We start from the raw sequence: 23,689 nt of genomic DNA, 5'->3' as shown, positions 1-23,689 counted from the left end.
ACACTCAACCCATGCGTACCACTGGACGGAACGGCGACGGGCTCGTGACCGCACGGGTCGCCGCCGTGCTGGAAGCCTTCCGCCCCGGCGACGACGCGCTGGGCGTCTCCGAACTGGCGCGCCGGACCGGCCTGGCGAAGACGACCGTGCACCGGCTGGCCGGGCATCTGGCCGATACCGGCCTGCTGGAACGCGACGGCACGTCCGTCCGGTTGGGGCTGCGGCTGTTCGAGATCGGCCAGCTCGCGGTGCGCCGCCGCGGCCTGGTCGAGGCGGCGCGGCCGTACCTGGCGGACCTGCGGGAGGCCACCCGGAACACGGTGCATCTCGCGGTGCTGGAGGGCACCGAGGTGGTGTACCTGGACGTGCTGCGCGGACCGGACGCGCCGGATCTGCCGTCGCGCACCGGCGGGCGGTTCCCGGCGCACGCGACGGGCGTCGGGAAGGCGATCCTGTCCCGCTCCCCCGACGACGTCGTGACGCGCGTGATCGACGCCGGGCTCCCACGGGTCAGCTCTCGGACGATCACCGCGCCCGGATTGCTGCGGCGTCAGCTGGCGCGGATCCGCGAAGACGGGATCGCGTTCGAGCGCGAGGAATCCGGCGTCGGCGTGGTGTGCGCGGCGAGCCCGCTCGTCGACGCGAACGGGCTCGCGGTGGCCGCGGTGTCGATCTCCGGATGGGCGACGCGGATGCGGACCGAACGGGTCGCGCCCGCGGTGCGGACAGTGGCGTTGGCCTTGTCGCGGACGGTTTCCGAGACCTGATCAGCCCTTGCTCAACCGCAGGAGCAAGGCGACCGCGTCCTCGGAATGCCCCTCCGGGGTCAGCACTTCCTGCAGCAGCAGACCGCGGATCGCGGCGACGGCGACGGTCGCCATGGTCCGCGCTTCCTGGGCACTGCGCCCTTCGCGTTCCGCCAGCGAGGCCAGCATCTTGGTCAGGTCGTCCAGCGAATCGACCAGCTCGCGAAAGTCTTCCGGCCGGTACGCGGCCAGGCCCGCGACGTGAAAGAAGCCGCGGACCCGCGACAGCTGCTCCGGGCGGGTGTAGGTCCGCCAGATCGCCACGACGAAGTCGTCGAAGGTGCTCTGCTTCGCCCTCTCGAACAGCACCTCGTTGTCGCGGGCGCGCTGCGCCTTGAGCATCGCCGCCAGGACCCCCGGCAGCGACCCGAAGTGGTACCGCAGCAGGGCATGGCTGGTGTCAGCCCGGGCGGCGACCTCCCGCAGCGACACGTCCGGCGAGGGAAGCGTCCCGTCGAAGGCGTCGAGGAGCCGGGCCAGGAGCCGCTCGCGGGCGTCGCCGGCGGGTTCCGTGCTTGACAAGGTCACCGCCGCAGTTTATCCATTGGAAAAGACGGGTGCAACGGCGGAGGGAACGGCTTGTGGGACGATTTCAGGTAGTCGGCGCGACGGTCGTCGACGGGACGGGGCGCGATCCCGCCGAGGGCACCGTCGCCGTCGAAGACGGGCTGATCGCCCAGCCCGGCGCGGCCTGCGAGCGCCTCGACGCCGACGGGCTGACGATGACGCCCGGCCTGATCGACGCGCACGTCCACTTGGGACTGTCGAGTCCGATCGAACCGCAGTTTTCGTTCCAGCTCAGCGTCGCCGAGCTGGCCGCGGACATTTTCGCCACCGCTGGCGCAACGCTGGACGCCGGTTTCACGACCGTCCGAGACACTGGCGGGATCGACGGCGGGGTCGTCACCACGATCGCGAAGGGCAAAGTGCGGGGACCGCGCGTGCTGTCGTGCGGACCGGTGCAGTGCCAGACCGGCGGGCACGGCTATTACGGGGCCGAGTGGGAGCCCACCGAACTGTGGAGCAGGCACCACATTCCGGGTCTTTGCGCCCTGTCCATGCAGTCCGGCAACGCGAACGAGCTGCGCAGCAACGTGCGCGAGGCCTTCCGGCGCGGCGCCTCGTTCCTGAAGCTTTGCGTGACCGGCGGGGTGGTCAGCGCGCACGACCAGCTGACCGACACCCAGTTCACCGTCGAGGAAATCGCCGTCGCGGTACAAGAAGCCGCCGCGCGCGGCACCTACGTGACGGTGCACGCGCACAACAACGAAGGCATCCGGAACGCGGTCGGGGCCGGGGTGCGCTGTGTCGAGCACGGCACCGACATCGACGCGCCCACGGCCGCTTTAATGGCCGCTCACGACGTCGCGCTGGTCCCGACATTCGCGGTTGTGGAGCACCTGCTGCGAGACACCGCGAGCACCGGTCTCAACGAGTCGATCCGCGACCGGGCGCTGGGCGTCCGCGAGCGGATGGCCGAGGCGCTCGCGTGCGCCAAGGAAGCCGGGGTGCGGATCGGGCTGGGCTCGGATCTGATCGGCCCGGCCCAGGAGCGCCGCGGCGAAGAACTCGCCCTGCGGGCCGCGCTCGAGACACCGATGGACGCTCTCGTGGCGGCCACGAAAACCAACGCCGAGATCCTCGGCCTCTCCGGCGAGGTGGGCGTCCTCGCTCCCGGCCTGCGGGCGGATTTCGTGCTCTGGAACGGAAACCCGCTCGAAAACCCGCGGCTTTTCGCCGACCCGGCCAACGCGGTCGTCGTCGTCCAAGCCGGCCGCGTAGTGAAGGACCTCCGATGAGCGCCATGTGGCACGGCTGCCTCGCCGACACCGACTACTTCGAAATCCGTTCCAGCGCGGGGCACGCGTACGGCGTCTGGGTCACCACCCCGCCGGGCTACGACCCCGCCACGACGCGAGCGCCGGTCGTGTACGTGCTCGACGGCAACTGGGCGGTCGGCCTGACGGCCCCGCTCATCGTCACCCAGGCGGACCCCATGCAGCCGATCCAGCCGTATCTCCAGGTCAGCGTCGGCTACGCGGGCGAGGAGGCGCAGCATTGGTCCCGGCTGCGCAACCGGGACCTCGTGCCGCCCGGCGAGCCGATCGGCCGGGAGTTCGTCGACGCCGTCGAGATGGGAGTCGAAACCGGCAGGATGACCCGCGAACAAGCCGACGCCTACCTCGCCGAACTGCGCGACACCCGGGCCGACGCGTTCCTGGCCTTCCTCGCCGAAGAACTGCACCCGCGAATCGAACGCGACTACCGGACGGCCGCGAGCGGGCACGGTCTCTTCGGCTACTCCTACGGCGGGCTTTTCTGCCTCTACGCCTGGCTCAGCGGCCGCTCGCTCTTCGAGAGCATCGGAGCGGGCAGTCCCGGCGTCGTCGGGGAAGACAGCCGGATTTTCGCCCAGCTCCGCGAGCTCGGCGACGGCCTGCCCGCCGCCAAGCTGCACGTGACCTTCAACGAACAGGAGCTGCTCGGCGAGCTGCCCGTCTACCAGAACCTCGCGAAGAACACGGCCACGCTCCTGCACCGCCTCGCCTCGCCCGCCGTCACCAGCGAGGTCCTGCGCGAAACGCACGTGACCGGGCTGCCAGCGTCGTTTCTCAGCTACCTCAGGACTTGCCGGTCCCGGTAGCGACGTGGACCGCGGGTCGCCGAGCTTCCCACGGCATGGCCTGTTCCAGGAACGCCGCGACCCGCAGCAGCACCGACTCCGAACACACCGGACCGCCCAGTTGCACCCCGATCGGCAGCCCCTGCACCGACTGGCCGAGCGGAAGGCTGATCGCCGGAGCGCCGGTCTGGTTGAACAACGGCGTGAACGAGCACGCGTCGAAAAGCTGCCTCGTCCACTCGCCCGCGGCCAGCTCGGCGTTCGCGTCCAGCCGGCCCAGCGGCAGCGCCGGGGTGTTCGTCGTCGGGGTCAGCAACAGGTCGTACTCGGTGAAAAACCGGCCTGCCACCCGGGAAACGACGTTCATCGCCCCCAGCGCCGCGGTCAGTTCCATCGCGCTGAGGGAACGGCCGTACTCGACGCACGCCCACGTGGTGCGTTCGAGATTCTCCGGACCCGCCGCGACCCCGGTCATCTCTTCGATCCCCGCGACCGCCCCGGCCAGGAATCCCGACCACAGCACCTGGTTGGCGTGCAGGAACGACTCCCATTCGAAGACCGGCGTCGCGCGTTCGACGTGGTGGCCCGCCGCTTCGAGCACCTCGGCGACAGCTTCGACGGCGCGCGCCACCTCCGGGTCGACGTAACTGCCCGACCAGGATTCGGTGTGCACCGCGATGCGCAACCGTCCCGGGTCGGCGCCGACTTCTTCGAGCCACGGGCGCGCGGGCGGCGCGAGGACGTACGGGTCGCCCGGACAGCTCACCGCGACCTCGTCGAGCAGTGCCGCGGTGTCGCGGACCGTCCGCGTCACCGCGAGTTCGACCCCCATGCCGTACAACGGATCCGAGAAGTCCGGACCGGCGGGCACCCGGCCCCGGGTCGGCTTCAGCCCGACCAGGCCGGTGCACGCCGCGGGCACGCGGATCGACCCGCCGCCGTCGTTGGCGTGCGCGATCGGGAGCGCCCCGGCCGCGACGAGGGCCGCCGAACCGCCGCTGGACCCGCCGGCGCTGTGCCCAGTGTTCCACGGGTTGCGCGTCGAACCGTAGGCCAGCGCTTCGGAGTTGCCGTTGAACCCCAGTTCCGGCGTGGTGGTGACGGCCAGCGTCGCCAGGCCCGCCGCGCGGAACCGCTCCATCAGGTGCGTGTCCTCCGGCGGCACGACACCCTTGCCGAGCAGCCGCGTGCCCATCCGGGTCGGCACGCCGGCGGCGTGCAGGACGAGGTCCTTGATCGCGAACGGGACCCCGGCGAACCGGCCGTCGCGCGCGTACTCGAGCGGACGGTCGAACGGGCCGTCGGCGACCGCGTTCAGCTCCGGGTCCACCTTGCCGATCGCTTCGACGGCCAGCGCGGCGACCTCCGCGGCGGCGACCTCTCCGGAGGCGATGAGCGCGGCCAGCGCGGTCGCGTCGAGGGCGGCGTATTCGTCGAGGCGCATCGAGTTCTCCTTCAGCCGGGGAACCGGAACGCTACGAGCGGGCCACGGCGGCCGCATCGGCCTAAAAGCCGATCCGCTCCCGCCGCGTTGACATTACGGACAGCGGGCGTTCATGCTCGCCTCCGGCAGCGGAGGTTCGGACATGGCCGCGGATGTGCAATGGTGGGCTCGGCTCGCTCGGGAAGTGCGCGCGGCGGGCCGGGGCGACCTGCCCGTCGAGACGCCGTTGCGCAGCGTGCGCGACGCACTCGGGTTCGACTGCGCCGCCCTGGTGAGCGGCAGCAGACAGCGCACCACGACGGTCAATCTCGGCTATCCGGCGGACATGCTCGGCTACCTCACCACGACCTACCGCTGGAAATGCCCGATCCACCGGCGCGCGGCGCGGCTGGGCCTCCCGCTGCGCTTCGTGGACGTCCCGGACGTCCACCAGACCAGGACGTACCGGGAAGGCATCCAGCCCTACGGCTTCCGCGAAGGGGTGACGCTGCCGCTCGCGCCGGGTGCCGGTCCGGAGCGGAGTTTCGTAGCGCTGAGTTCGACTCATGACCGGCCGCTCGACGACGGATCCGTTCTCGCGCTCACGATGCTGTCCCACGATCTCGCCGCGCTGGCCGACCCCGGCGCCGAGCCCGGCGATCCCGCGGCCGACGTCGTGCTGTTCGTTTCCCCGGGCAAGGTCGAGGTGCGCTCGGCCTTGCCCGCGCGACTGCCGCTGAACGAGCGCGAGGCCCGGCTCGCCGCGCGGTGCGCCACGGCCGAGCGGACCGGATTCCGGCACCGCGACGCGGACGGCGGCTGGTGGCGGGTGCTGGCGCGGGCGCGCCGCCCGGACGGCGTGCTGCTGCGGATCTCCCGCGTGCCCGAGCCCGGGCCGCTGACCGGGCGGGAACTGGACGTCGTCGGGCTGGTCGCGCGCGGATGGTCGAACGAGCGGATTTCGGCGGCGCTGGGGATCGCGGTCCGGACTGTGCGCAGCCACGTCGAGTCGGCTCTGGTGAAGCTCGACTGCGCGAACCGGACCGCGCTGGCCCGGCACGCGCTCGAACACGACCTCGACACACTGGCCGCACTGGAGGCCGCACACCGCTGATTGTGTCACAATCCTTGCGCTCATGCTGGCTCCGTGCTTCACTCCTTCCGCCAGTTCTTTGCACAAACGCCGATGCAGCACGCAGTTCATCGGCTCGCGATTGTGTACCAATTTCCGGTGGCCAGGAGGCAGCGGATGACCACGTTCGAACCCGAGCACCTGCCCCGCCAGCCGATCCGGCGGCGGCTGCCCCGGCCGTCCGAAATCCGGCCGCTGCTCACCTTCCGCCAGCCGCGGTTCGACGTGCGCGAGCGCCGCCTCGCCGCCGCGCACACCATCGACGACCTGCGCACCATCGCGCGCCGCCGCACGCCCCGGCCGGTTTTCGACTACGTCGACGGCGCGGCGGAGCAGGAAATCAGCCTCGGCCGGGCGCGGCGGGCCTTCGAGGAGGTCGAACTGCACCCGCGCGTGCTGCAGGACGTCACCGAGGTCGACCCGGCGACGGCAGTCCTCAGTGGACAGTCCGCGCTGCCGCTTGTGCTCGCGCCCACCGGGTTCACGCGGATGATGCACCACGAGGGCGAGATCGCCGTCGCCCGCGCGGCCGCCCGCGCCGGAATCCCCTACGTGCTTTCCACCATGGGAACCACCGATCTCGAGGACGTCCGGGCTTGCGCCCCGTCCGCGCGGCAGTGGTTCCAGCTCTACCTCTGGAAGGACCGCGCGGCGAGCGAAGCGCTGGTCGAACGCGCCGCGCGAGCCGGGTACGAAGCGCTCGTCCTGACCGTCGACACCCCGATCGGCGGGGCGCGGATGCGCGATGTCCGCAATGGACTGACGATTCCGCCCACGCTGACCGTCCGCACGCTCGCCGGGATCGCGGTCCGGCCGTCCTGGTGGCTGAACCTGCTGACCACCGAACCGCTGCGGTTCGCCGCGTTGAACAGCTTCGACGGCACGGTCGAGGACCTGATCGGGACGATGTTCGACCCGTCGCTGACCGGCGAAGACCTGCGGTGGCTGCGCGGTATTTGGCCGGGAAAGCTGGTCGTCAAGGGGATTCAGAGCGTCGCGGACGCCGAGGTGCTGGCCGGTTCCGGCGTCGACGCCCTCGTGCTCTCGAACCACGGCGGCCGCCAGCTCGACCGCGCGCCGACCCCGCTCGAGCTGCTGCCGCGCGTCGTGGACGCCGTCGGCGACGACTGCGAGGTCATCCTCGACACCGGCGTCCGGACCGGTGCCGACCTGGTCGCCGCGCGGGCCCTGGGCGCGTCGGCGGCGATGGTGGGCCGGGCCTACCTGTACGGCCTGATGGCGGCGGGCGAGCAAGGCGTCGAGCGCGCGATCGACATTCTCCGCGCCGAGTATGTGCGGACGTTGCGGCTCCTCGGCGTCCCGCGCACCGACGACATCACCGCGGAACACGCGTCCCTGCGGCTGCCCGCCCGGATTTGACGGTGGGGTCGGCTAAGATCGGAAGCGGCGGTGGGAAGTTCTGCTGAAACGAGTGGCGAAGTGCGCGAACAGGCGGGCAGCACGCCGGGAAGCATCGCGCAGGCCCTCCGCGACGATCTCCTGGACGGCCTCCTCGAACCCGGAACCCGGCTCACCGAGGAATCGCTGAGCGCCCGCTTCGGCGCCGGCCGCCATTCGGTGCGGTCCGGCCTGCAGACGCTGGTGGCCGAGGGACTCCTCGAACACCAGCGCAACAAGGGAATCGTCGTCCCCGCCGTGACGTCCGAACGCATCGACGCGATGTGCTCGTACCGCTCCATCCTGGAACTCGGCGCCCTGCGGCTCGCGCTGCTGCAGAACGCGAGCTTCGACGCGGTGGACGAGGCGGTGCGGCGTCTCGAGTCGATGACCGCGGAAACCCCGTGGCGGCACGTGATCGAGGCGCACAGCGCGGTGCACACGGAAATCGTTGCGGCCAGCGGAAACCCTCGCGTGCTGGCGGCGCACCGAGCCTGCGCGAACGAACTCAACTGCATGCTCGCGACGATCCGGGCCGAATCCTCCGCCGCACACCTGGCGGCGACGCACCGGCACCTCGTCGGCCAGCTCCGCGCGGGCGGCGAGACCGCGCTCAAGGCGCTGGAGGACGACCTGGAGCTGGGCGGCCGCGCGATGATGCACCTGGCGCTGCGCCGCCGGAACGAGGTGCCCCTGCTGCTGCCCGGAGACCTCGACGCGTGACCGCCCGCGCCGGTTCTCACCGGCACGGCCACCACCCGCACCGCGATCAGCCCAGCGGCTCGTGAGCGCTGATCCCGGTTCTAACCGGGATCAGCGCTCACGAGGGCCCCGGCAGCCCACCCCCGCACGCACGCCCCCGCCAGCCCCCGGCCCGTGAGCCCTCGCCCCGGCACCGCCCCTACTGCGCGGCCACCGCCCTCTCCCCCGGCACCGCCCGCACCGCCGGCGCCTCCTCCAGCAACCCGCGCCGCGCCAGCTCCGGCCGCACCCCCTCGCCGAACCAGTACGCCTCCTCCAGATGCGGGTACCCGGACAGCACGAACTCCGCCACCCCGGCGTCGTGGTACTCCTCGATCAAGTCCGCGATCTCCGCGAAACTCCCCACCAGCGCCGTCCCCGCCCCGCCGCGCACCAGGCCGATCCCGGCCCACAGATGCGGGTGGATCTCCAGGTCCCGCGCCGTCGTCCCGGCCCGGCCGCCGTGCAGCGCGACCATCCGCTGCTGCCCCACCGACTCGCTCGCCGCCAGCTGCGACTGGGCCTTCGCGATCTGCTCCGGGCTCAGCGCGTCCAGCAGTTTCTGCGCCTCCGCCCAAGCCTCCGCCGAGGTGTCGCGCGCGATCGTGTGCAGCCGGACGCCGAACCGGACCGTCCGGCCTTCCCGCTCCGCCAGCTCCCGCACCTTGCCGATCTTCTCCGCGACCTGCGCGGGCGGCTCACCCCACGTCAGGTAGACATCCGCGTGCCGCGCGGCGACCGGGAGCGCCGCCGCCGACGAGCCGCCGAAGTACAGCGGCGGCACCGGGTCCGGCGCGGCGAGCGTCGTGGCCCCTTCGACGCGCAGGTGGTCCCCGGCGAAGTCGAACGGCTTGCCCGACCACACGCCGCGCACGATCGACAGGAACTCGTCGGTCCGGGCGTAGCGGGCGTCGTGGTCGTGCCAGTCGCCGAAGCGGCGCTGTTCGACCGCGTCGCCGCCGGTCACGATGTTCAGCAGGACCCGGCCGCCGGACAGCCGCTGGAAGGTGCCGGCCATCTGCGCGGCGAGCGTCGGCGAGATGACGCCCGGGCGGAACGCGACCAGGAACTTCAACCGGCTCGTCTCGCGGATCAGCGCGGCGGTGGTCAGCCAGGCGTCCTCGCACCAGGTCCCGGTCGGGGTCAGCACGCCCTCGAACCCGAGCCGCTCGGCCGCGCGGGCGACCTGCGCGAGGTAGTCCAGGTCCGCCGGCCGTTGCGCGCTCGGGCCCTGGGATTTGTTGGCGTGGAAGCGTTCCACGATCGTCCGGCCGTCCCCGCTGGTCGGCAGGAACCAGTGCAGTTTCACGCTCATCCGTTCCTCCTCGCGGCCTCGATGTCGGGCCCGTAACGGCGGTCGACGAACGCCGCGAAGTCGACCTTCCCGGGCAGCGTGCCCTCGTTCGTGAACGCGTCGGAAAGCTGCTGTTCGGACGCGACGACCGCGTCGTCCAGCGGGATCGGCCGGTCCCGGCCTGCGGAAACCGCCTTCTTCGCCACTTCGAGCTTCAGCCCGGTTTCGGCCGCCCACGCGCGCGCCCACTCGTCCGGATGGGAGTTCGACCAGAGCTGGGCTTTCACCACGCGCTGCACGAAATCCGTGATCGCCGAATTCTTGCCCGGATCGGCCAGCGCGGTGGTGCTGGCGGTCTCGAAGGCGAGCCCGTTGGACGCGCCGCGACCGTCGGCGAGCACCCGGGCGTGGGCGTCGATCTGCGCCTGCGCGGTGTAGGGATCCCAGATCGCCCACGCGTCGATCTGGTGCTGGGTGAACGCGGCGAACGCCTCGGACGGCTGCAGGAACGAGAGCTTGATGTCCTTTGTGGACAGACCGGCCTTCTTCAGCGTGTTGAGCAGCTGCCCGTGCGCCGAACTCCCCTTCGCGACGCCGACCGTCTTGCCCCGCAACGAAGCCACGTCGGTCAGCGGCGAATCCGGCGGCACCAGAATGGTTTCCCGCTCCACATTGCTCTTCGCCACGCTCACCACGGAGATCTTCGCCTTCGACGCCGCGGCGAAAATCGGCGGCGTGTTGCCCACCCGGCCGATGTCGATCGCTCCCGCGGATGCCGCTTCCAGCAACGGCGGGCCGGAGGTGAACGTGGACCATTCGATCCGATACGGCGTGCCGCTCAGCTGATTCGCCGCGGTGAGCAGGGATTTCACCCCGCCCTTCTGGTCGCCGACCCGGAGCGTGACCTTCTTCAGCTCCGCGGGCGAAACCGCGGCCGGAACCGGCGCGCGCCCGTCCGACGCGGCCGACGAGCAAGCGGCGAGCCCGGTCAGCAGCAGCGCCGCGGCCAGGACGTTACGCAGATGCACCTTCGGTCACTCCCAAATCGGCCAGGACGCGGCTGCGCACCTCGGCGTTGTCGGCGGCCTGCCGCGGACGCGGCTGGCCGAGAACGTGTTCGGAGACGATGCGGCCTTCGCCGAGGACGAGGATCCGGTCGGCGAGCACGAGCGCCTCGTCGACGTCGTGGGTCACCAGCAGCACCGCGGGCAGGTGCGTACGCCACAGATCCTCGACGAGCCGGTGCATCTCCAGCCGGGTCAGCGCGTCGAGCGCGCCGAACGGTTCGTCCAGCAACAGCAGATCCGGCTCGCGAACCAGCGCGCGGGCAAGCGAAACCCGTTGCGCCTCACCGCCGGAGAGCGTGAGCGGCCACTTGTCGGCGTGCTCCGCCAGCCGCACCTCGGCGAGCGCCTTCTCCGCGACGGCGCGGTCATTGTCCTGCCGCAGCCCGAGCACGATGTTGCGCCAGACTCTCCGCCACGGCAGCAACCGGGGCTGCTGGAACGCGACGGAAACCGTCCCGTCGACGCCGGCGGTGCCCTCGATCTCCGGATCCAGCCCGGCCAGCACCTTCAGCAGCGTCGACTTCCCGGATCCGCTCCGGCCGAGCAGTGCGACGAACTCGCCGCGGCCGATGTCCAGATTGAGTCTGTTGAGGACAGTCCGGTCGCCGAATTTCTTCGTCAGGTCATGGACTTCGACTACCGGGCTCGCCATCGCAAGACCCTCCTTTCGAGCAGCCGGACGAGCGCGTCGGTGACGAGGCCCAGCACGGCGTAGACCACGAGCCCGACCACCACGACGTCGGTGCGCAGGAATTCGCGGGCGTTGTTGATGAGATAACCGATTCCGGCGTCGGCGTTGACCGTCTCACCGACGATCAGCGCCAGCCACGCGACGCCGAGCGACTGCCGCAACCCGACGAGCGCCTGCGGCAGCGCACCCGGCAGCACGACGTGCCACAACCGTTCGGCGCGGGTGAATCCCAGGGCCCGCGCGGCTTCCACGAGCTGCGGGTCGGCCGTGCGGATTCCCGAGTGGACATTCAGGTACAGCGGAAACGCCACGCCCAGCGCGACCAGGAAGATCTTGGTCTCCTCGCCGATCCCGAACCACAGGATGAACAACGGGATCAGTCCCAGGAAGGGCAGCGTCCGCAACATCTGCACCGGCGGGTCGACCAGCGCCTCGCCCCAGCGCGACAACCCCGCGACGGCCCCGAGCAGCAGCCCGGCGAGCGCCCCGAGCGCGAATCCGGCGCCGACGCGGCCCAGCGAAACCGCGAAGGCGCTGCCGAGTTCGCCGCTGCGGGCGACGTCGACGCCGGCTTGCAGGACGGTCCAGGGCGAGCTGAGTTTGTCGGGCGGCAGCGCGCCGGTCGAGCTGGCGATCTGCCACGCCGCGACCAGCGCGACCGGGCTGATCCAGCGGCGCAGCGACGGCAGCCGCCGCCGCGCGCGCTTCGGCGCCGCCGTTTCGGCGCGCGGCAGCACGCCCGTGGTGGAAATCGACACGGATTTCTCCCGGGTGGGGTTTTCGGTTCAGGGAAAGGAATTCAGCGGCGGGCCGGACAGACCGCGCTCGCCTGCTGCCGGAGGTCGACGTGCAGGCGGCAGACAAGGAGGACGCCGCGCTTCATGCCCCGAGCTTCGATCCCCGGACGGGTGAAGTCAATGGCGTGCCGGACTGCTCTCACGCACTGGAATCCGCGCGGCGGTGTGCCGGGTTTGTTCACCGGGCGGACCGGCGAATGCCCGGGATGCGGGACAGTTTTCCCGCCCGGTTGCCGAACATGGCGGTTGCTCCGGGGAGCGCTCCTCGCCGCCGCTACGGCACGCGGCGATGCGGACTCGGCCCGAAATTGTCGGTGCCGTGCGGTACAAGAGGACCATGGTCATTTTCCAGGCACTGCAAGCGTTCTTCGCCCGTACCCTTCACCGCGCGACCCGTCGGCCCGCGCACCCCGCAGCGGCACCACACCGCCGGCGGCCTGAACGCGGCTCAGCCGCCGAACATCCTCCGCCATTCCTCGAGAGACCGGGGCCGGAACACGAAGTTCGAACTCTTCACCCGGGACAGCGACGCCGACGATTCCGGCGAATACTGGTGCCCCGGATACACCACCGGGTCCCCCGGGAGCGTCGCCAGCCATTGCAGGCTGCGGAAAATCGCGTCCGCGTCGCCGCCAGGGAAGTCGGTCCGGCCGCAGCCTTCCAGGAACAGCGTGTCGCCGGAGACCAGCCGGTCGCCGACCAGGAAACACTGGCTGCCCGGCGTGTGCCCGGGCGTGTGGAGCAGCCGGATGTCGATCGAGCCGACCGTCACGACGTCGTCGTGCTCGTGGGCGCGCAGGTCGGTGTCCGAAACCCCGGTCACCCGCCGCACCCACTCGCTTTCCCGCGCGTTGACGTGGATCGGCACCGGCCGCAAGGCGAGCAGCTCCGCGATCCCCGGCAGCGAGAAGCCCATCATGTCGCCGCCGACGTGGTCGGGATGGTGATGCGTGGCGAGCACGCCGGTCAGCCGCATCCCGTCGGCTTCCAGCGTCTCGACCAGGTCGCCCACCGCGTAAGCCGGGTCGACCAGCACCGCCTCGCCCGTTTCGCGGTCCCCGATCAGGTAAGCGAAATTCACCATCTGGGTCGCGACGGGATCCCCGACGGCGAAATCGCGGCCGGCGAGCAGTTGGCGGAAGTAGAGCTGGTCTGCCATGCCCCGCAGCCTAACGGTTGCCGGTCATTCGTCCGCGCAGCCGTCAGCCAACTCCCGCAACGCGTCGAGGTGCCCGACGTGCCGCGCCGTCTCCTCGGTCAACACCCACCGCACCGCGAACTCCCCCGACCCGTCCTCCCGCGTCAACCCAGCCGCACCACCCTGCTCAACGCAGTCAGCGACAATCCCCGGTCACTCGCCCACAGAACCGTCAGCCAACTCCCGCAACGCGTCCAAATGCCCCACATGCCGCGCCGTCTCCTGCACCACATGCGCCAACACCCACCGCACCGCGAACCCCCCAGACCGCCGCGACCGGTCCCCCGGCTCCAGCCCGGCCAACGCCGCCGCCGCGCGACCCCATTCAGCGCGGTAGGCCGCGACGACCCCGGCCACGTCGTCCTCCGGAGTCAGGTCCCAGCTCGGGTCCGGCGAGCCCGGCCACAGCGAAGGCTCGTCGGAGCCTCCCGCCTCGATCACCAGCCACCACCGTTCGACCGCGGTCAGGTGCTTGAGCACGCCCAGCGCGCTGGTCCGCGGCGAACTCGGCAACGGAGCCGCGGCCGCCTGCTCCCGGCTCAATCCGGTGATCTTCTGCACGGCGGTCGCCCGGAGGAAGTCGAGGAACCGCGTCTGGACGGTCATCTCGTCGCCGTCGAGCGGATCCGGCCACACGCGCGCTACCTCCGCCATGGCCCCGACCCTACCGCCGCCCGGCAGGAATACCCTCGGCGTCATGGTGTGGGGATTTCTGTGCGCACTGCTGTCCGCGGTGGCCTACGGCGTCGCTTCGGTGATGCAGGCGGTGGCCGCGAAGGCCGCGCCCGACGAGGGCGGTGCCGGGGTCGACCCGCGTCTGCTGCTGCGGGTGTTGAAGCAGTGGAAGTTCGTCGTGGGGCTGCTGCTCGACGGCGTCGGCTTCGTCGCGCAGATCGCCGCCCTGCACGTCCTGCCGCTGTTTCTCGTGCAGGCCACGCAAGCCGCGAGCCTCGCGGTGACGGCCGTCGCGGTGCGGGTGTTCGGCGTCCGGCTCGGGGCGCGGGAATGGACCGCCGTGGGCGTCGTGGTCGCCGGGCTCGCGCTGCTCGGTTCGGCCGCGGAAAGCGAGGGCTCCAGCGAGGTCGGCCTGGGCTTCCGGCTGGCGCTGGCCGGGGCCGCCGCGGTGCTCGGGATCGCCGGGCTGCTCGTCGGCCGTGCCGGCGAGCGCGTCCGCACCGCCGGGCTCGGGCTGGTCGCCGGGCTGTGCTTCGGGCTGGTCGCGGTGGCGGGCCGGGTCATCCCGAGCCTCGCGCCGCTCGACCTGCTGCGAGACCCCGCGCTGTACGTCGTCGCCATCGCGGGCGCGCTGGCCATGCTGTTCTTCGCCACCGCCCTGCAACGCGGCAGCGTCACCACCGCCACGGCGATGCTGGTGCTCGGCGAAACAGTCATGCCGTCGCTGATCGGCGTCCTCCTGCTCGGCGACCGGACCCGACCCGGCTTCGCGCTCGTCGCCCTGACCGGCTTCGTCCTCGCCGTAGCCGCCGCACTCGCACTGGCCCGATTCGGCGAACCCGAACCAGCAGCCGCCTCGACCGGAGAGCAACCACCGGAGACAGCACGCCGATAACCCACCCGCCCCAACCGCAGGCAACGGCCACCCCGCCGCTGACCGGCGTCCTCCTGCTCGGCGACCCGACCCGACGCGACCCGGCTTCACAGTCATCGCGCTGACCGGCTTCGTCCTCGCCGTAGCCGCCGCACTCGCACTGGCCCGATTCGGCGAACCCGAACCAGCAGCCGCCTCGACCGGAGAGCAACCACCGGAGACAGCACGCCGCTAACTCTCCCGCCCGAAAGTTAGGCTAGCCTTCCCTCGTGGACGAAAGGGAGGAACCGGCGACCGGACCGGCCTCGTCCGCGCGAACGGAGGCGCCGATGACCAGCGGCCGGGACGTCCTGCGCAGTGCCCTCGCCGGACAACGGAAATCCGTCCTCGCCGCGGCTGTCCTCGCCGCCGGGCACCAGGGCGGCGAAGCGCTCGTCCCGGTGGTGATCGGCGTGGTGCTGGACCGGGCCGTCGCCGACAGCTCCGCGCTGACGCTCCTCGGCTGGCTGGCCGTGCTGGCGGTCGTCTTCCTCGTGCTCTCCACCAGCTACCGCTTCGGCGCGCGGGCCGCCGAGCGGGCGGCCGAGCGGGCCGCGCACGAGATCCGCCTCGCGGTCAGCCGGCGCGTCCTGCATCCTCGCGGCGGCGCGGAGAACGGTTCGCTCGCCGGGGAACTGGCGAGCGTCGGGACCTCGGACGCCCGCCGGGTCGGGATGATCAACGCGGTGCTCCCGTTCGGCATCGCCGCGCTCGCCGGGCTGGTTGTGAGCGCGGTCGTGCTCCTGCGGATGTCCGTGCCGCTCGGGCTGCTCGTGCTCCTCGGCACCCCGCCGCTGCTGTTCCTCGCGCACCTCATCGGCAAGCCGCTGGAGAAGCGCAGCGAACTGGAACAGGAACGCGCCGCGCACGCCTCCGGTGTAGCGGCCGACCTCGTCAGCGGGCTGCGGGTGCTGAAGGGCATCGGCGCGGAACCGGCGGCGACCGCGCGGTACCGGCGCACCAGCCGGGATTCCCTGCGGGCGACGATCCGCGCGGCCCGCGCGCAGGCCTGGCACAACGGCGCGCTGCTCGCGCTCACCGGCATCTTCATCGCGATCGTCGCGCTGGCCGGCGGCTCGCTGGCGGCGAACGGCGAGATCTCCGTCGGCGACCTCGTCGCCGCGGTCGGGCTTGCCCAGTTCCTGCAGACGCCGTTCACCATCTTCGCCTGGGTCAACGGCCAGCTCGCCCAGGGCCGTGCCTCCGCCGGGCGGGTCGCCGCCGTGCTTAGCGCGCCTCCAGCCGTCCCCGAAGGAAGCGGAGAGCTGCCCGCCCCGGCGCGCGGCAGCGTCAGGCTTTCCGCCGTATCGCACGGAAAACTCCGCGAATTCGACCTCACCGTCCCGCCCGGCGAGCTGCTCGGCGTCGTGACTCCCGATCCCGCCACAGCCACCGATCTCCTCGACTGCCTCGGCCGGTTCGCCGATCCCCGCGCCGGGTCCGTCCACGTCGACGCGGTGGATCTGTCCACTGTGGACCCCGACCGCGTCCGCGACGTCGTCCTCGTCGCCGCGCACGACACGGATCTGTTCGAGGGCACCGTGGAAGACAACGTCCGCGGCCGAATGCCCGCTGTCCCAGATGGAGTACTCACCGCCTCAGCAGCCGACGAAGTCGCCGCGACTCTCCCTTCCGGCACCGCCACCGCGGTCACCGAACGCGGTCGATCGCTGTCCGGCGGACAACGACAACGGGTCGCCCTAGCACGTGCCCTCGCCACCGAGGCCCCGGTCCTGGTGCTGCACGATCCGACCACCGCCGTCGACACCGTCACCGAAGCCCGCATCGCCACCGGCCTCGCGGCACTACGGCGAAACCGCACGACGATCGTGGTCACCACCAGCCCGGCGCTGCTCTCCGTGACCGACCGCGTCGTCCTGATCGAAGACGGCCAGGTCGTCGCCGAAGGCAGCCACACCGAACTAGCCAGCACCGAGGCGGCCTATCGAGCGGCGGTGCTCTCGTGACCGAACGCGAACTCCTCCCCCTCGCCACCGCACCGCGCACCCGGGCAGTCCTCCTCGACCTTCTGCGACAGGCAAAAACCCGCGCAATCGCGTCCTTCGCGTTCGTCGTCGGCGCGACCGCGATCAGCCTGCTCACCGCTCCCCTCCTCGGCCGGGTCGTCGACCTCGTCGCCACCCGCCGGCCCGCCTCCGCGCTCGTCTACCCGGTAGCCGGCCTGGTCCTGGTCGCCGCCACGTCCGCGGTCGCCACCGCCGTCGGCGCTTCGATGCTCGCCCGGCTCGGCGAAACCATGCTCGCCGACCTGCGCGAACGGTTCGTCGACCGTGCCCTGGGCCTGCCGCTGGAGCAGGTCGAGAAGGCCGGTTCCGGCGACCTGACGGCCCGGGTCACCACCGACGTCTCGGTGGTCGCCGACGCGGTCCGGCAAGCTCTGCCCGCGCTGGCCCGTTCGGTGCTGACGATCGTGCTGACCCTCGTCGCGATGGCGGTCCTCGACTGGCGTTTCCTCGCCGCGGCCCTGCTGGCGGTCCCGATCCAGCTGCACACTGTCCGCTGGTACGTCCGCCGCGCGACCCCGCTCTACGCCGCCCAGCGAGCCGCCGTCGGCGCTCAGCAGCAGCAGCTTCTCGACACCATCGGCGGAGCCAAAACCGTCCGCGCGTTCCGGCTCGCGGACGCGCACGTCGACCGGGTCCGCGAACGGTCCAACGGCGCGGTCGAGCTGGCTTTGCGCGGCGTCCGGCTCGCCACCCGGTTCTACGGGCGGCTGAACCTCGCCGAGTTCGTCGGCCTTTCCGCGGTGCTCGCCGCCGGTTTCCTTTTGGTGGGCGCGAATCTCGCGACCGTCGGCGTCGCGACGGCGGCCGCGTTGTACTTCCACAGCCTCTTCGGGCCGATCAACACCGCGCTCGCGCTGGTGGACGACGCGCAGGCGGCGACGGCGAGCCTCTCCCGGCTGATCGGGGTGGCGGATCTTCCCGCACCGGCCGAACCAGCCCGGGCGAGCCGTCCGGTCGACGCGTCGGTGAAGGCGGCCGGCCTCGGACATTCCTATGTGGACGGCCATCCGGTGCTCCGCGACGTCGACCTCGAAGTCGCGCCGGGCGAGCGCGTCGCACTGGTCGGAGCGAGCGGTGCCGGGAAGACGACGCTGGCGAAGCTGATCGCCGGGATCCACCAGGCCAGCAGCGGCACGGTGTCGATCGGCGGCGTCCCGCTCGACCAGCTCGGCCCGGCCGCCACCCGGCGCGCGGTGGCGTTGATCAGCCAGGAAGTGCACGTCTTCAGCGGACCGCTGGCCGACGATCTGCGCCTGGCCGCTCCCGAAGCCACCGACGAGGAACTGCAGGCCGCGCTGGCCAAAGTCGGCGCCGCCGAGTGGGTCGAAGCGCTGCCCGACGGGCTCGCGACGGTCGTCGGCGAGGGCGGGCATCGGCTCACGGTCACGCAGGCACAGCAGCTGGCCCTGGTCCGGTTGGTGCTGGCCGATCCGCCCGTGGCGATCCTCGACGAGGCCACCGCCGAAGCGGGCAGCGCCGGCGCGAAAACGCTGGAAGCCGCCGCGGCCGCCGCGCTCGAAGGCCGCACCGGCCTGATCGTCGCGCACCGCCTGACCCAGGCCGCGGCCTCGGACCGGATCGTCGTCCTGGACGCCGGGGCGGTCGTGGAATCCGGGACGCACGACGAACTGGTCGCCGCCGGCGGCCGGTACGCCACGCTCTGGACCGCCTGGTCCGGCCTGCGCAGCCGCCGTCGGTGAGGATTTCCCCTACCGGACTTCAGGATTCCTCTCGCGCCAGAAGCGAGAGCGGGCGCAGATCGGCCCAGGACCGCTCGATGTAGTCCAGGCAGGCCTGCCGCGCGTCCGGGCCGAAGACAGTCCGCCAGCCGTCCGGCACGGCCACGAAATCCGGCCACAGGCTGTGCTGGCCCTCGTCGTTCACGAGGACCCGGTAAACGCCGTCGGGGTTTTCGAACGGATTCGTCATCGCTCGCTCCTTTCCTGGTTCAGCGGATCCCGCTGACCGCGTACTCCACCGGGCCGGATTCGGCCGCCCGCCGGTCCACAATGGACTGCAGGATCTCGCCCACCCGCACCGCGGTGTTCGACAGCAGCGACGACGTGATCCCGTGCGTGTGCTCGGTGCCGCCCTGCAGGTAGAGGCCGCCGCGCACGGCCGGGTCGGTAGTGATCCGGTAGTCGCGCTCGACCTTCAGCCGGCCTTCGCCGTCCCGGCGGCACTGGCTGGCCAAATCGCCGAGCAGCGCCGTCGGGTCCGCGGGCAGGTAGCCGGTCGCGTAGACGACCGCGTCCGCGTCCAGCACCGAACGTTCGCCGGTCGCCAGCGATTCGACGGTCGCGCGCACGTGCGTGCCCTGGTCGGCGACCTCGACCGGACGCGAAACGTTGAACAGCCGCAACCGTTCCACGCCCAGCACCTTCTCCTGGTAGCGCCGCCGGTACAGCTCGTCGATCAGGTCGAGATCGACCGCGGAATAGTTCGTCGCGCCGTGGTAACGCATCAAGCGTTCCTTGACCGGTTCGCTTGCCGCGTAAAAGGAATCGACCGCTTCGGGGTCGAAAATCCGGTTGGCGAACGCACTGTCGTCGGCGGGGCTGTAGCCGTAGCGCGCGAACACCGCGCACACCTCGGCGCGCGGGAACTCGTCGTGCAGCAACGCCGCGACTTCGGCCGCGCTCTGCCCGGCGCCGATCACGACGAACCGCCGCGCGTCCGTGCCGCGCAACGACTCGACGCGGTGCAGCAGCTCGCTGTTGTGCCAGATCCGTTCCCCGGCGACGACCCCGTCCGGCAGCTTCGCGCGCAATCCGGTGCCCAGCACGAGGTTCCGCGCCCGCAGCTCGGCGATCTCGCCGTCCACCTCGGCGCGCACGTCGAAGAACGCGATCTCGCCGCCGTCGCGCACCGGTTCGACCGAGACGACCTCGCTGCCGTAGGACACCAGGTCGTCGACCTTCGCCGCGGCCCATTCGAAGTAGTCGTGGAACTCGACGCGCAGCGGGAACAGCGTCTTGTGGTTGATGAAATCGACCAGCCGCCCCTTTTCGTGCAGGTAGTTCAGGAAGGTGAACGCGCTCGCCGGATTCCGCATCGTCACGAGGTCCTTGAGGAACGACACCTGCATGGTCGCGGTGTCGATCAGCATCCCGCGATGCCAGCCGAAGCGGGGCTGGCGCTCCAGGAAGTGCGCCGTGACCGTCTCCCCCGGGCCCGCGTTGTGCTCGGCGAGCGCGATCGCGAGCGCCAGGTTGGACGGCCCGAACCCGACTCCGACCACGTCGTACACCGGCACCCGGCGGTCCCCGGCCCCTGCTCGTGACATGAAAGTCCCCTAGCGCGGCACTGCCGCATCACCGTTCCGACTGACCAATGCTCAAGAAACCCTAACCTAACTTAGGTAAGCCTCAACTAGTACTGTCTGGGTGATGTTCGTCCCGACCACGAAAGGTGCACCGCCGATGCGCGTGGCCATGTTCGGCTACCAGACCTGGGGACACCGCACCCTGAAGGCCCTCCTCGACGCGGGCCACGACGTGCGGCTGGTGGTCACCCACCCGCCGAGCGACCACGCCTACGAACGGATCTGGAACGATTCGGTCGCCGGACTGGCCGAAGAGCACGGAATCCGCACCCTGCTGCGCACCCGCCCGGACGACGCGGAGCTGCTGGACGAGCTCAAGGCGGCGGACCTGGACCTGATCGTCGCGAACAACTGGCGCACCTGGCTGCCGCCGGAGATCTTCGCCCTGCCGCGCCACGGCACGCTCAACGTCCACGACTCGCTGCTGCCCGCGTACGCCGGCTTCTCCCCCATCATCTGGGCGCTGATCAACGGCGAGCCCGAAGTCGGCGTCACCGCGCACATGATGAACGAGGAACTCGACGCGGGAGACATCGTCGCTCAGCGCGCGGTCGCGGTCGGCCCGCGCGACACCGCCACGGATCTGTTCCACCGCACCGTGGACCTCATCGAACCGCTCGTCACGGAAGCCTTGGGCCGCATCGCGTCCGGCACCGTCGTCCCGATCCCCCAGGACCGGACGAAGGCGAGCTTCTTCCACAAGCGCGCCCCGCGCGACAGCCTCATCGACTGGACCTGGTCCGCCGAGGAACTGGACCGCCTGGTGCGCGCCCAATCCGACCCGTACCCCAACGCCTTCACCTACCACCGCGGCGAGCGGCTGCGCATCGTGCGCGCCTCCGTTTCGGACGGTCATTACGGCGGAACTCCCGGCCGCATCTTCATCCGCGAAGGCGAAGGCGTGGTGATCGTCGCCGGTCGGGACGCGCGGCGCGGCCAGTCGCCCGGACTGCGGATCGAACGCGTGCGCACCGCCGACGACCGGGAACTTTCGGCGGCGGAGTACTTCACACAGATGGGCGGGTATCTCACCGACCGCCCCTAGGCGGCGCGCGCGACGGTGACGATCGACCGGCTGTCCGCGGTCAGCGGACCGCCGCGGAAGTCGCCGTACTGGTGCTCGACGGCGAACCCGGCTCGGCGCAGCGCGGCGTTGAGCGGGTCGACGTCGAGAAACCGGAGCGTCGCGCGGTCGGTCCGCAACGGGGTCAGATCGGGTTCGCCGACGGTTTCGGTGAAGGTCACGACGCCGTCGGCGACGGATTCGACGTGCCACCACGACACGAGCTTCCGCCCGCCGTACTCGAACGGCGCCGGTTCGGCCGCTGCCCAGACCTCCCACGCGCGAGCCTGCGGATGCCGCGTCTCGAAGACGAACTGCCCGCCGTCGATCAGCGCGGCGCGGACGGCGGTGAGCGAAGCCGCGATGTCCGCGTCCGTGACCAGGCACTGGAACGCGTTGTTCGCCATGGTCGCCAACGCGAATTCGCCGCGCCACGGGATGTCCGCCGCCGGTCCTTCGACCCACTCGACGTCCGTCCGGCGGCGCGCCCGCCGCAACGCCGCGGCGTCGGGATCGATGCCGGCGAGCCGTCCGGGATGCCCTTGCTCGCGCAGCGCGTGCAGCATCTGCCCGGTGCCGCAGCCGACGTCGAGCACCGATCGCGCAGCTGTCGCGAACTCGGTGTAGAAGCCGTCGCTCGTGCCAGGCTCGGCACGCCACGGGTTGGTCACGTCGTACCCGGCCGCGGCGTCGTCCTCGGTGAATTCCACCCGGCCGACCGTACTCAGGCTCGGCGGCGCACGGCACCGGCTAACGTTCGGAAACCTTGCCGCCGTCCACTTCCAGCCGCCGGGTCACCGAAACCGCGTCGAGCATCCGCCGGTCGTGCGTCACCAGCAGCAGCGTGCCCGGGTAATCGTCCAAAGCGGACTCGAGCTGTTCGATCGCTGGCAGGTCCAGGTGGTTGGTCGGCTCGTCCAGCACCAGCAGGTTCACCCCGCGCGCCTGCAGCAGCGCCAGCGCCGCGCGGGTGCGCTCGCCGGGCGAAAGCGTCGCCGCCGGGCGCAGCACGTGCGCGGCCTTGAGCCCGAATTTCGCCAGCAGAGTACGGACTTCCGCGTCCGCCAGCGACGGGACCTCGCGCGCGAACGCGTCCGCCAGCGGGAGGTCGCCGAGGAACAGCCGGCGGGCCTGGTCGACCTCGCCGACCACCACGCCCGGCCCGAGCGCGGCCTCGCCCTCGTCCAGCGGCAGCCGGCCGAGCAGCGCGGCCAGCAACGTGGATTTGCCCGCGCCGTTCGCGCCGGTGATGGCGACCTTGTCCGCCCAGTCGATCTGCAGATCCACCGGTCCGAGCGCGAACTCGCCGCGCCGCACGACCGCGCCTCGCAGCGTCGCGACCACCGCGCCCGCGCGCGGAGCGGTGGCGATCTCCATCCGCAGCTCCCACTCCTTGCGGGGCTCCTCGACCACCTCGAGCCGCTCGATCATCCGGTCCGTCTGCCGCGCCTTCGACGCCTGCTTTTCGGTGGCTTCGCTGCGGAATTTGCGGCCGGCCTTGTCGTTGTCGGTCGCCTTGCGGCGGGCGTTCTTGACGCCCTTCTCCATCCACGCGCGCTGCATGCCCGCCCGGGCTTCGAGCGCCGCGCGGGTATTGGCATATTCCTCGTAGTCCTCGCGCGCGTGCCGCCGCGCGACCTCCCGTTCCTCCAAATAGGACTCGTACCCGCCGCCGTAGGTCTTCACCTGCTGCTGCGCCAGATCCAGTTCCACGACGCGGTCGACCGTGCGGGCCAGGAATTCGCGGTCGTGGCTCACCAGCACGGTGCCGGCGCGCAGTCCGCCGACGAACCGCTCCAGCCGGGCGAGCCCGTCGAGGTCGAGGTCGTTCGTCGGCTCGTCGAGCAGGAAGATGTCGTAGCGGCTGAGCAGCAGCGATGCCAGCCCGGCGCGCGCGGCCTGCCCGCCGGAGAGCGAAACCATCGGCTGGTCGAGGTCGACGGCGAGCCCGAGGTCCGCGGCGACCTCGCCGGCGCGGTCGTCCAGGTCCGCGCCGCCGAGCGCGAGCCAGCGGTCGAGCGCGGTGCCGTATGCGTCGTCGGCGCCGTCCTCGCCCGCGGTAAGCGCATCGGTCGCGGCGTCGAGTGCGGTTTGCGCGGCCGCGACTCCGGTGCGCCGGGCGAGGAAGCCGCGCACCGATTCCCCCTCGCGCCGCTCCGGTTCCTGCGGCAGGTGCCCGACGGTGGCGGCCGGCGGATTCAGCCGGACCTCGCCGGATTCCGGGCGGGCCAGCCCGGCGAGCGTGCGGAGCAGGGTGGACTTCCCCGCGCCGTTGACGCCGACCAGGCCGATCACCTCGCCCGGGGCGACGACGAGATCGAGACCGGAGAAGAGAACGCGGTCACCGTGGCCCGCGGCCAGGTCCTTCGCGACGAGTGTGGCGCTCATATCGGAGCCGAGTTTACGGGCGCCTCCCGCGCCGCGTGCCGCGTGTCGGCTCCGTCACTCCCAGTGGGTACTCTGGGCGGGTTGCCGGGTCCAACGAGAGCAGTGAGGTCGGTGAAAAGCGATGGCGG

Annotated in this window: 23 protein-coding genes; 10 read left to right on the top strand and 13 right to left on the bottom strand. The window is 71.4% G+C overall.

Annotated elements, in window-relative coordinates; translation table 11 throughout:
• Nucleotides 1–11 precede the first annotated feature (11 nt).
• On the top strand, nt 12–767 hold the full coding sequence (locus F9C12_RS01430) for an IclR family transcriptional regulator (RefSeq protein ID WP_409464442.1): 756 nt from the start codon (nt 12–14) through the stop codon (nt 765–767).
• Here F9C12_RS01430 and F9C12_RS01425 read toward each other — a convergent pair whose 3' ends face one another.
• Entirely contained in the window at nt 768–1,334 is a 567-nt protein-coding gene (locus tag F9C12_RS01425; RefSeq protein WP_409464441.1) for a TetR/AcrR family transcriptional regulator, read from the bottom strand.
• Nucleotides 1,335–1,387: 53 nt separating this feature from the next.
• On the opposite strand from F9C12_RS01425, the gene F9C12_RS01420 reads away from it, so the two are divergent.
• Both F9C12_RS01420 and F9C12_RS01415 read left to right on the top strand, forming a co-directional pair.
• Nucleotides 1,388–2,605, top strand: a complete 1,218-nt coding sequence (locus tag F9C12_RS01420) for an amidohydrolase family protein (protein ID WP_409464440.1) — start codon at nt 1,388–1,390, stop codon at nt 2,603–2,605.
• Nucleotides 2,602–3,450: an alpha/beta hydrolase gene (locus tag F9C12_RS01415; protein ID WP_409180156.1), complete on the top strand. Its 849-nt coding sequence runs from the start codon at nt 2,602–2,604 to the stop codon at nt 3,448–3,450. The genes F9C12_RS01420 and F9C12_RS01415 overlap by 4 nt, the downstream gene beginning before the upstream one ends.
• Here the strand turns inward: F9C12_RS01415 and F9C12_RS01410 are convergent.
• Nucleotides 3,428–4,873 carry an amidase gene (locus F9C12_RS01410; protein ID WP_409464439.1) on the bottom strand — a complete coding sequence of 482 codons (1,446 nt, stop codon included), beginning with the start codon at nt 4,871–4,873 and terminating at the stop codon, nt 3,428–3,430. The two genes, F9C12_RS01415 and F9C12_RS01410, sit on opposite strands and share 23 nt — an antisense overlap.
• A 142-nt stretch (nt 4,874–5,015) precedes the next feature.
• Here F9C12_RS01410 and F9C12_RS01405 point away from each other — a divergent pair, with 142 nt between their 5' ends.
• The 3 genes from F9C12_RS01405 (at nt 5,016) to F9C12_RS01395 (ending at nt 8,105) form a co-directional block, all read left to right on the top strand.
• Nucleotides 5,016–5,966, top strand: coding sequence for a response regulator transcription factor (locus tag F9C12_RS01405; protein ID WP_409464438.1), 951 nt, complete (start codon nt 5,016–5,018; stop codon nt 5,964–5,966).
• Nucleotides 5,967–6,101: 135 nt separating this feature from the next.
• The gene (locus F9C12_RS01400; RefSeq protein WP_409464437.1) at nt 6,102–7,364 is read left to right on the top strand and encodes an alpha-hydroxy-acid oxidizing protein; all 1,263 of its coding nucleotides are present in this window, start codon (nt 6,102–6,104) and stop codon (nt 7,362–7,364) included.
• A gap of 60 nt (nt 7,365–7,424) precedes the next feature.
• Complete coding sequence (locus F9C12_RS01395) at nt 7,425–8,105, top strand: GntR family transcriptional regulator (protein WP_409464436.1); 681 nt, start codon at nt 7,425–7,427, stop codon at nt 8,103–8,105.
• A gap of 178 nt (nt 8,106–8,283) precedes the next feature.
• Here F9C12_RS01395 and F9C12_RS01390 read toward each other — a convergent pair whose 3' ends face one another.
• The 7 genes from F9C12_RS01390 to F9C12_RS01360 form a co-directional block, all read right to left on the bottom strand.
• Nucleotides 8,284–9,438: an LLM class flavin-dependent oxidoreductase gene (locus tag F9C12_RS01390; RefSeq protein ID WP_409464435.1), complete on the bottom strand. Its 1,155-nt coding sequence runs from the start codon at nt 9,436–9,438 to the stop codon at nt 8,284–8,286.
• Complete coding sequence (locus F9C12_RS01385) at nt 9,435–10,445, bottom strand: ABC transporter substrate-binding protein (RefSeq protein ID WP_409464434.1); 1,011 nt, start codon at nt 10,443–10,445, stop codon at nt 9,435–9,437. The genes F9C12_RS01390 and F9C12_RS01385 overlap by 4 nt, the downstream gene beginning before the upstream one ends.
• Nucleotides 10,432–11,136, bottom strand: coding sequence for an ABC transporter ATP-binding protein (locus F9C12_RS01380; RefSeq protein ID WP_409464433.1), 705 nt, complete (start codon nt 11,134–11,136; stop codon nt 10,432–10,434). The genes F9C12_RS01385 and F9C12_RS01380 overlap by 14 nt, the downstream gene beginning before the upstream one ends.
• Nucleotides 11,121–11,933 carry an ABC transporter permease gene (locus F9C12_RS01375; protein ID WP_409464432.1) on the bottom strand — a complete coding sequence of 271 codons (813 nt, stop codon included), beginning with the start codon at nt 11,931–11,933 and terminating at the stop codon, nt 11,121–11,123. Before F9C12_RS01375 ends, F9C12_RS01380 begins: the two co-directional genes overlap by 16 nt.
• Nucleotides 11,934–12,420: 487 nt before the next feature.
• Nucleotides 12,421–13,131, bottom strand: coding sequence for an MBL fold metallo-hydrolase (locus F9C12_RS01370; protein WP_409180147.1), 711 nt, complete (start codon nt 13,129–13,131; stop codon nt 12,421–12,423).
• A 24-nt stretch (nt 13,132–13,155) separates the two neighbouring features.
• Nucleotides 13,156–13,245, bottom strand: coding sequence for a DUF664 domain-containing protein (locus tag F9C12_RS01365; protein ID WP_409464431.1), 90 nt, complete (start codon nt 13,243–13,245; stop codon nt 13,156–13,158).
• Between the two features lie 78 nt (nt 13,246–13,323).
• On the bottom strand, nt 13,324–13,824 hold the full coding sequence (locus tag F9C12_RS01360) for a DinB family protein (protein ID WP_409464430.1): 501 nt from the start codon (nt 13,822–13,824) through the stop codon (nt 13,324–13,326).
• A gap of 43 nt (nt 13,825–13,867) precedes the next feature.
• On the opposite strand from F9C12_RS01360, the gene F9C12_RS01355 reads away from it, so the two are divergent.
• The 3 genes from F9C12_RS01355 (at nt 13,868) to F9C12_RS01345 (ending at nt 18,485) form a co-directional block, all read left to right on the top strand.
• A complete protein-coding gene (locus F9C12_RS01355; protein WP_409180144.1) occupies nt 13,868–14,740 on the top strand; it encodes a hypothetical protein in 873 nt (290 codons plus the stop codon).
• A gap of 308 nt (nt 14,741–15,048) precedes the next feature.
• A complete protein-coding gene (locus tag F9C12_RS01350; protein ID WP_409464429.1) occupies nt 15,049–16,725 on the top strand; it encodes an ABC transporter ATP-binding protein in 1,677 nt (558 codons plus the stop codon).
• Nucleotides 16,722–18,485, top strand: a complete 1,764-nt coding sequence (locus F9C12_RS01345) for an ABC transporter ATP-binding protein (RefSeq protein WP_409464428.1) — start codon at nt 16,722–16,724, stop codon at nt 18,483–18,485. Before F9C12_RS01350 ends, F9C12_RS01345 begins: the two co-directional genes overlap by 4 nt.
• A 19-nt stretch (nt 18,486–18,504) precedes the next feature.
• Here the strand turns inward: F9C12_RS01345 and F9C12_RS01340 are convergent, their stop codons facing one another.
• Together F9C12_RS01340 and F9C12_RS01335 are read right to left on the bottom strand one after the other, a co-directional pair.
• Complete coding sequence (locus tag F9C12_RS01340; RefSeq protein ID WP_409464427.1) at nt 18,505–18,714, bottom strand: MbtH family protein; 210 nt, start codon at nt 18,712–18,714, stop codon at nt 18,505–18,507.
• 19 nt (nt 18,715–18,733) lie between these two features.
• Nucleotides 18,734–20,071 carry a lysine N(6)-hydroxylase/L-ornithine N(5)-oxygenase family protein gene (locus F9C12_RS01335; protein ID WP_409180140.1) on the bottom strand — a complete coding sequence of 446 codons (1,338 nt, stop codon included), beginning with the start codon at nt 20,069–20,071 and terminating at the stop codon, nt 18,734–18,736.
• A gap of 136 nt (nt 20,072–20,207) precedes the next feature.
• On the opposite strand from F9C12_RS01335, the gene F9C12_RS01330 reads away from it, so the two are divergent.
• Nucleotides 20,208–21,155: a methionyl-tRNA formyltransferase gene (locus tag F9C12_RS01330; RefSeq protein WP_409464426.1), complete on the top strand. Its 948-nt coding sequence runs from the start codon at nt 20,208–20,210 to the stop codon at nt 21,153–21,155.
• Here the strand turns inward: F9C12_RS01330 and F9C12_RS01325 are convergent.
• Both F9C12_RS01325 and F9C12_RS01320 read right to left on the bottom strand, forming a co-directional pair.
• On the bottom strand, nt 21,152–21,883 hold the full coding sequence (locus F9C12_RS01325) for a class I SAM-dependent methyltransferase (RefSeq protein ID WP_409464425.1): 732 nt from the start codon (nt 21,881–21,883) through the stop codon (nt 21,152–21,154). The genes F9C12_RS01330 and F9C12_RS01325 overlap by 4 nt on opposite strands.
• A gap of 40 nt (nt 21,884–21,923) precedes the next feature.
• Nucleotides 21,924–23,561 (bottom strand): ABC-F family ATP-binding cassette domain-containing protein, encoded by a 1,638-nt coding sequence (locus tag F9C12_RS01320; RefSeq protein ID WP_409464424.1) that lies wholly within the window; start codon nt 23,559–23,561, stop codon nt 21,924–21,926.
• Nucleotides 23,562–23,689: the final 128 nt, after the last annotated feature.

This window comes from Amycolatopsis sp. GA6-003 (assembly GCF_046267895.1).
Classification (GTDB): Bacteria; Actinomycetota; Actinomycetes; order Mycobacteriales; family Pseudonocardiaceae; genus Amycolatopsis.
Note: the sequence above shows the minus strand (reverse complement) of the source record. Positions and strands in the feature narration are given on the sequence as shown.

Coding starts and splice junctions, on each gene's coding strand:
- F9C12_RS01430 (WP_409464442.1), top strand. CDS start 12: ATGCGTACCACTGGACGGAACGGCGACGGGCTCGTGACCGCACGGGTC.
- F9C12_RS01415 (WP_409180156.1), top strand. CDS start 2,602: ATGAGCGCCATGTGGCACGGCTGCCTCGCCGACACCGACTACTTCGAA.
- F9C12_RS01410 (WP_409464439.1), bottom strand. CDS start 4,873: ATGCGCCTCGACGAATACGCCGCCCTCGACGCGACCGCGCTGGCCGCG.
- F9C12_RS01405 (WP_409464438.1), top strand. CDS start 5,016: ATGGCCGCGGATGTGCAATGGTGGGCTCGGCTCGCTCGGGAAGTGCGC.
- F9C12_RS01400 (WP_409464437.1), top strand. CDS start 6,102: ATGACCACGTTCGAACCCGAGCACCTGCCCCGCCAGCCGATCCGGCGG.
- F9C12_RS01390 (WP_409464435.1), bottom strand. CDS start 9,438: ATGAGCGTGAAACTGCACTGGTTCCTGCCGACCAGCGGGGACGGCCGG.
- F9C12_RS01380 (WP_409464433.1), bottom strand. CDS start 11,136: ATGGCGAGCCCGGTAGTCGAAGTCCATGACCTGACGAAGAAATTCGGC.
- F9C12_RS01370 (WP_409180147.1), bottom strand. CDS start 13,131: ATGGCAGACCAGCTCTACTTCCGCCAACTGCTCGCCGGCCGCGATTTC.
- F9C12_RS01360 (WP_409464430.1), bottom strand. CDS start 13,824: ATGGCGGAGGTAGCGCGCGTGTGGCCGGATCCGCTCGACGGCGACGAG.
- F9C12_RS01355 (WP_409180144.1), top strand. CDS start 13,868: ATGGTGTGGGGATTTCTGTGCGCACTGCTGTCCGCGGTGGCCTACGGC.
- F9C12_RS01350 (WP_409464429.1), top strand. CDS start 15,049: ATGACCAGCGGCCGGGACGTCCTGCGCAGTGCCCTCGCCGGACAACGG.
- F9C12_RS01340 (WP_409464427.1), bottom strand. CDS start 18,714: ATGACGAATCCGTTCGAAAACCCCGACGGCGTTTACCGGGTCCTCGTG.
- F9C12_RS01335 (WP_409180140.1), bottom strand. CDS start 20,071: ATGTCACGAGCAGGGGCCGGGGACCGCCGGGTGCCGGTGTACGACGTG.
- F9C12_RS01330 (WP_409464426.1), top strand. CDS start 20,208: ATGCGCGTGGCCATGTTCGGCTACCAGACCTGGGGACACCGCACCCTG.
- F9C12_RS01320 (WP_409464424.1), bottom strand. CDS start 23,561: ATGAGCGCCACACTCGTCGCGAAGGACCTGGCCGCGGGCCACGGTGAC.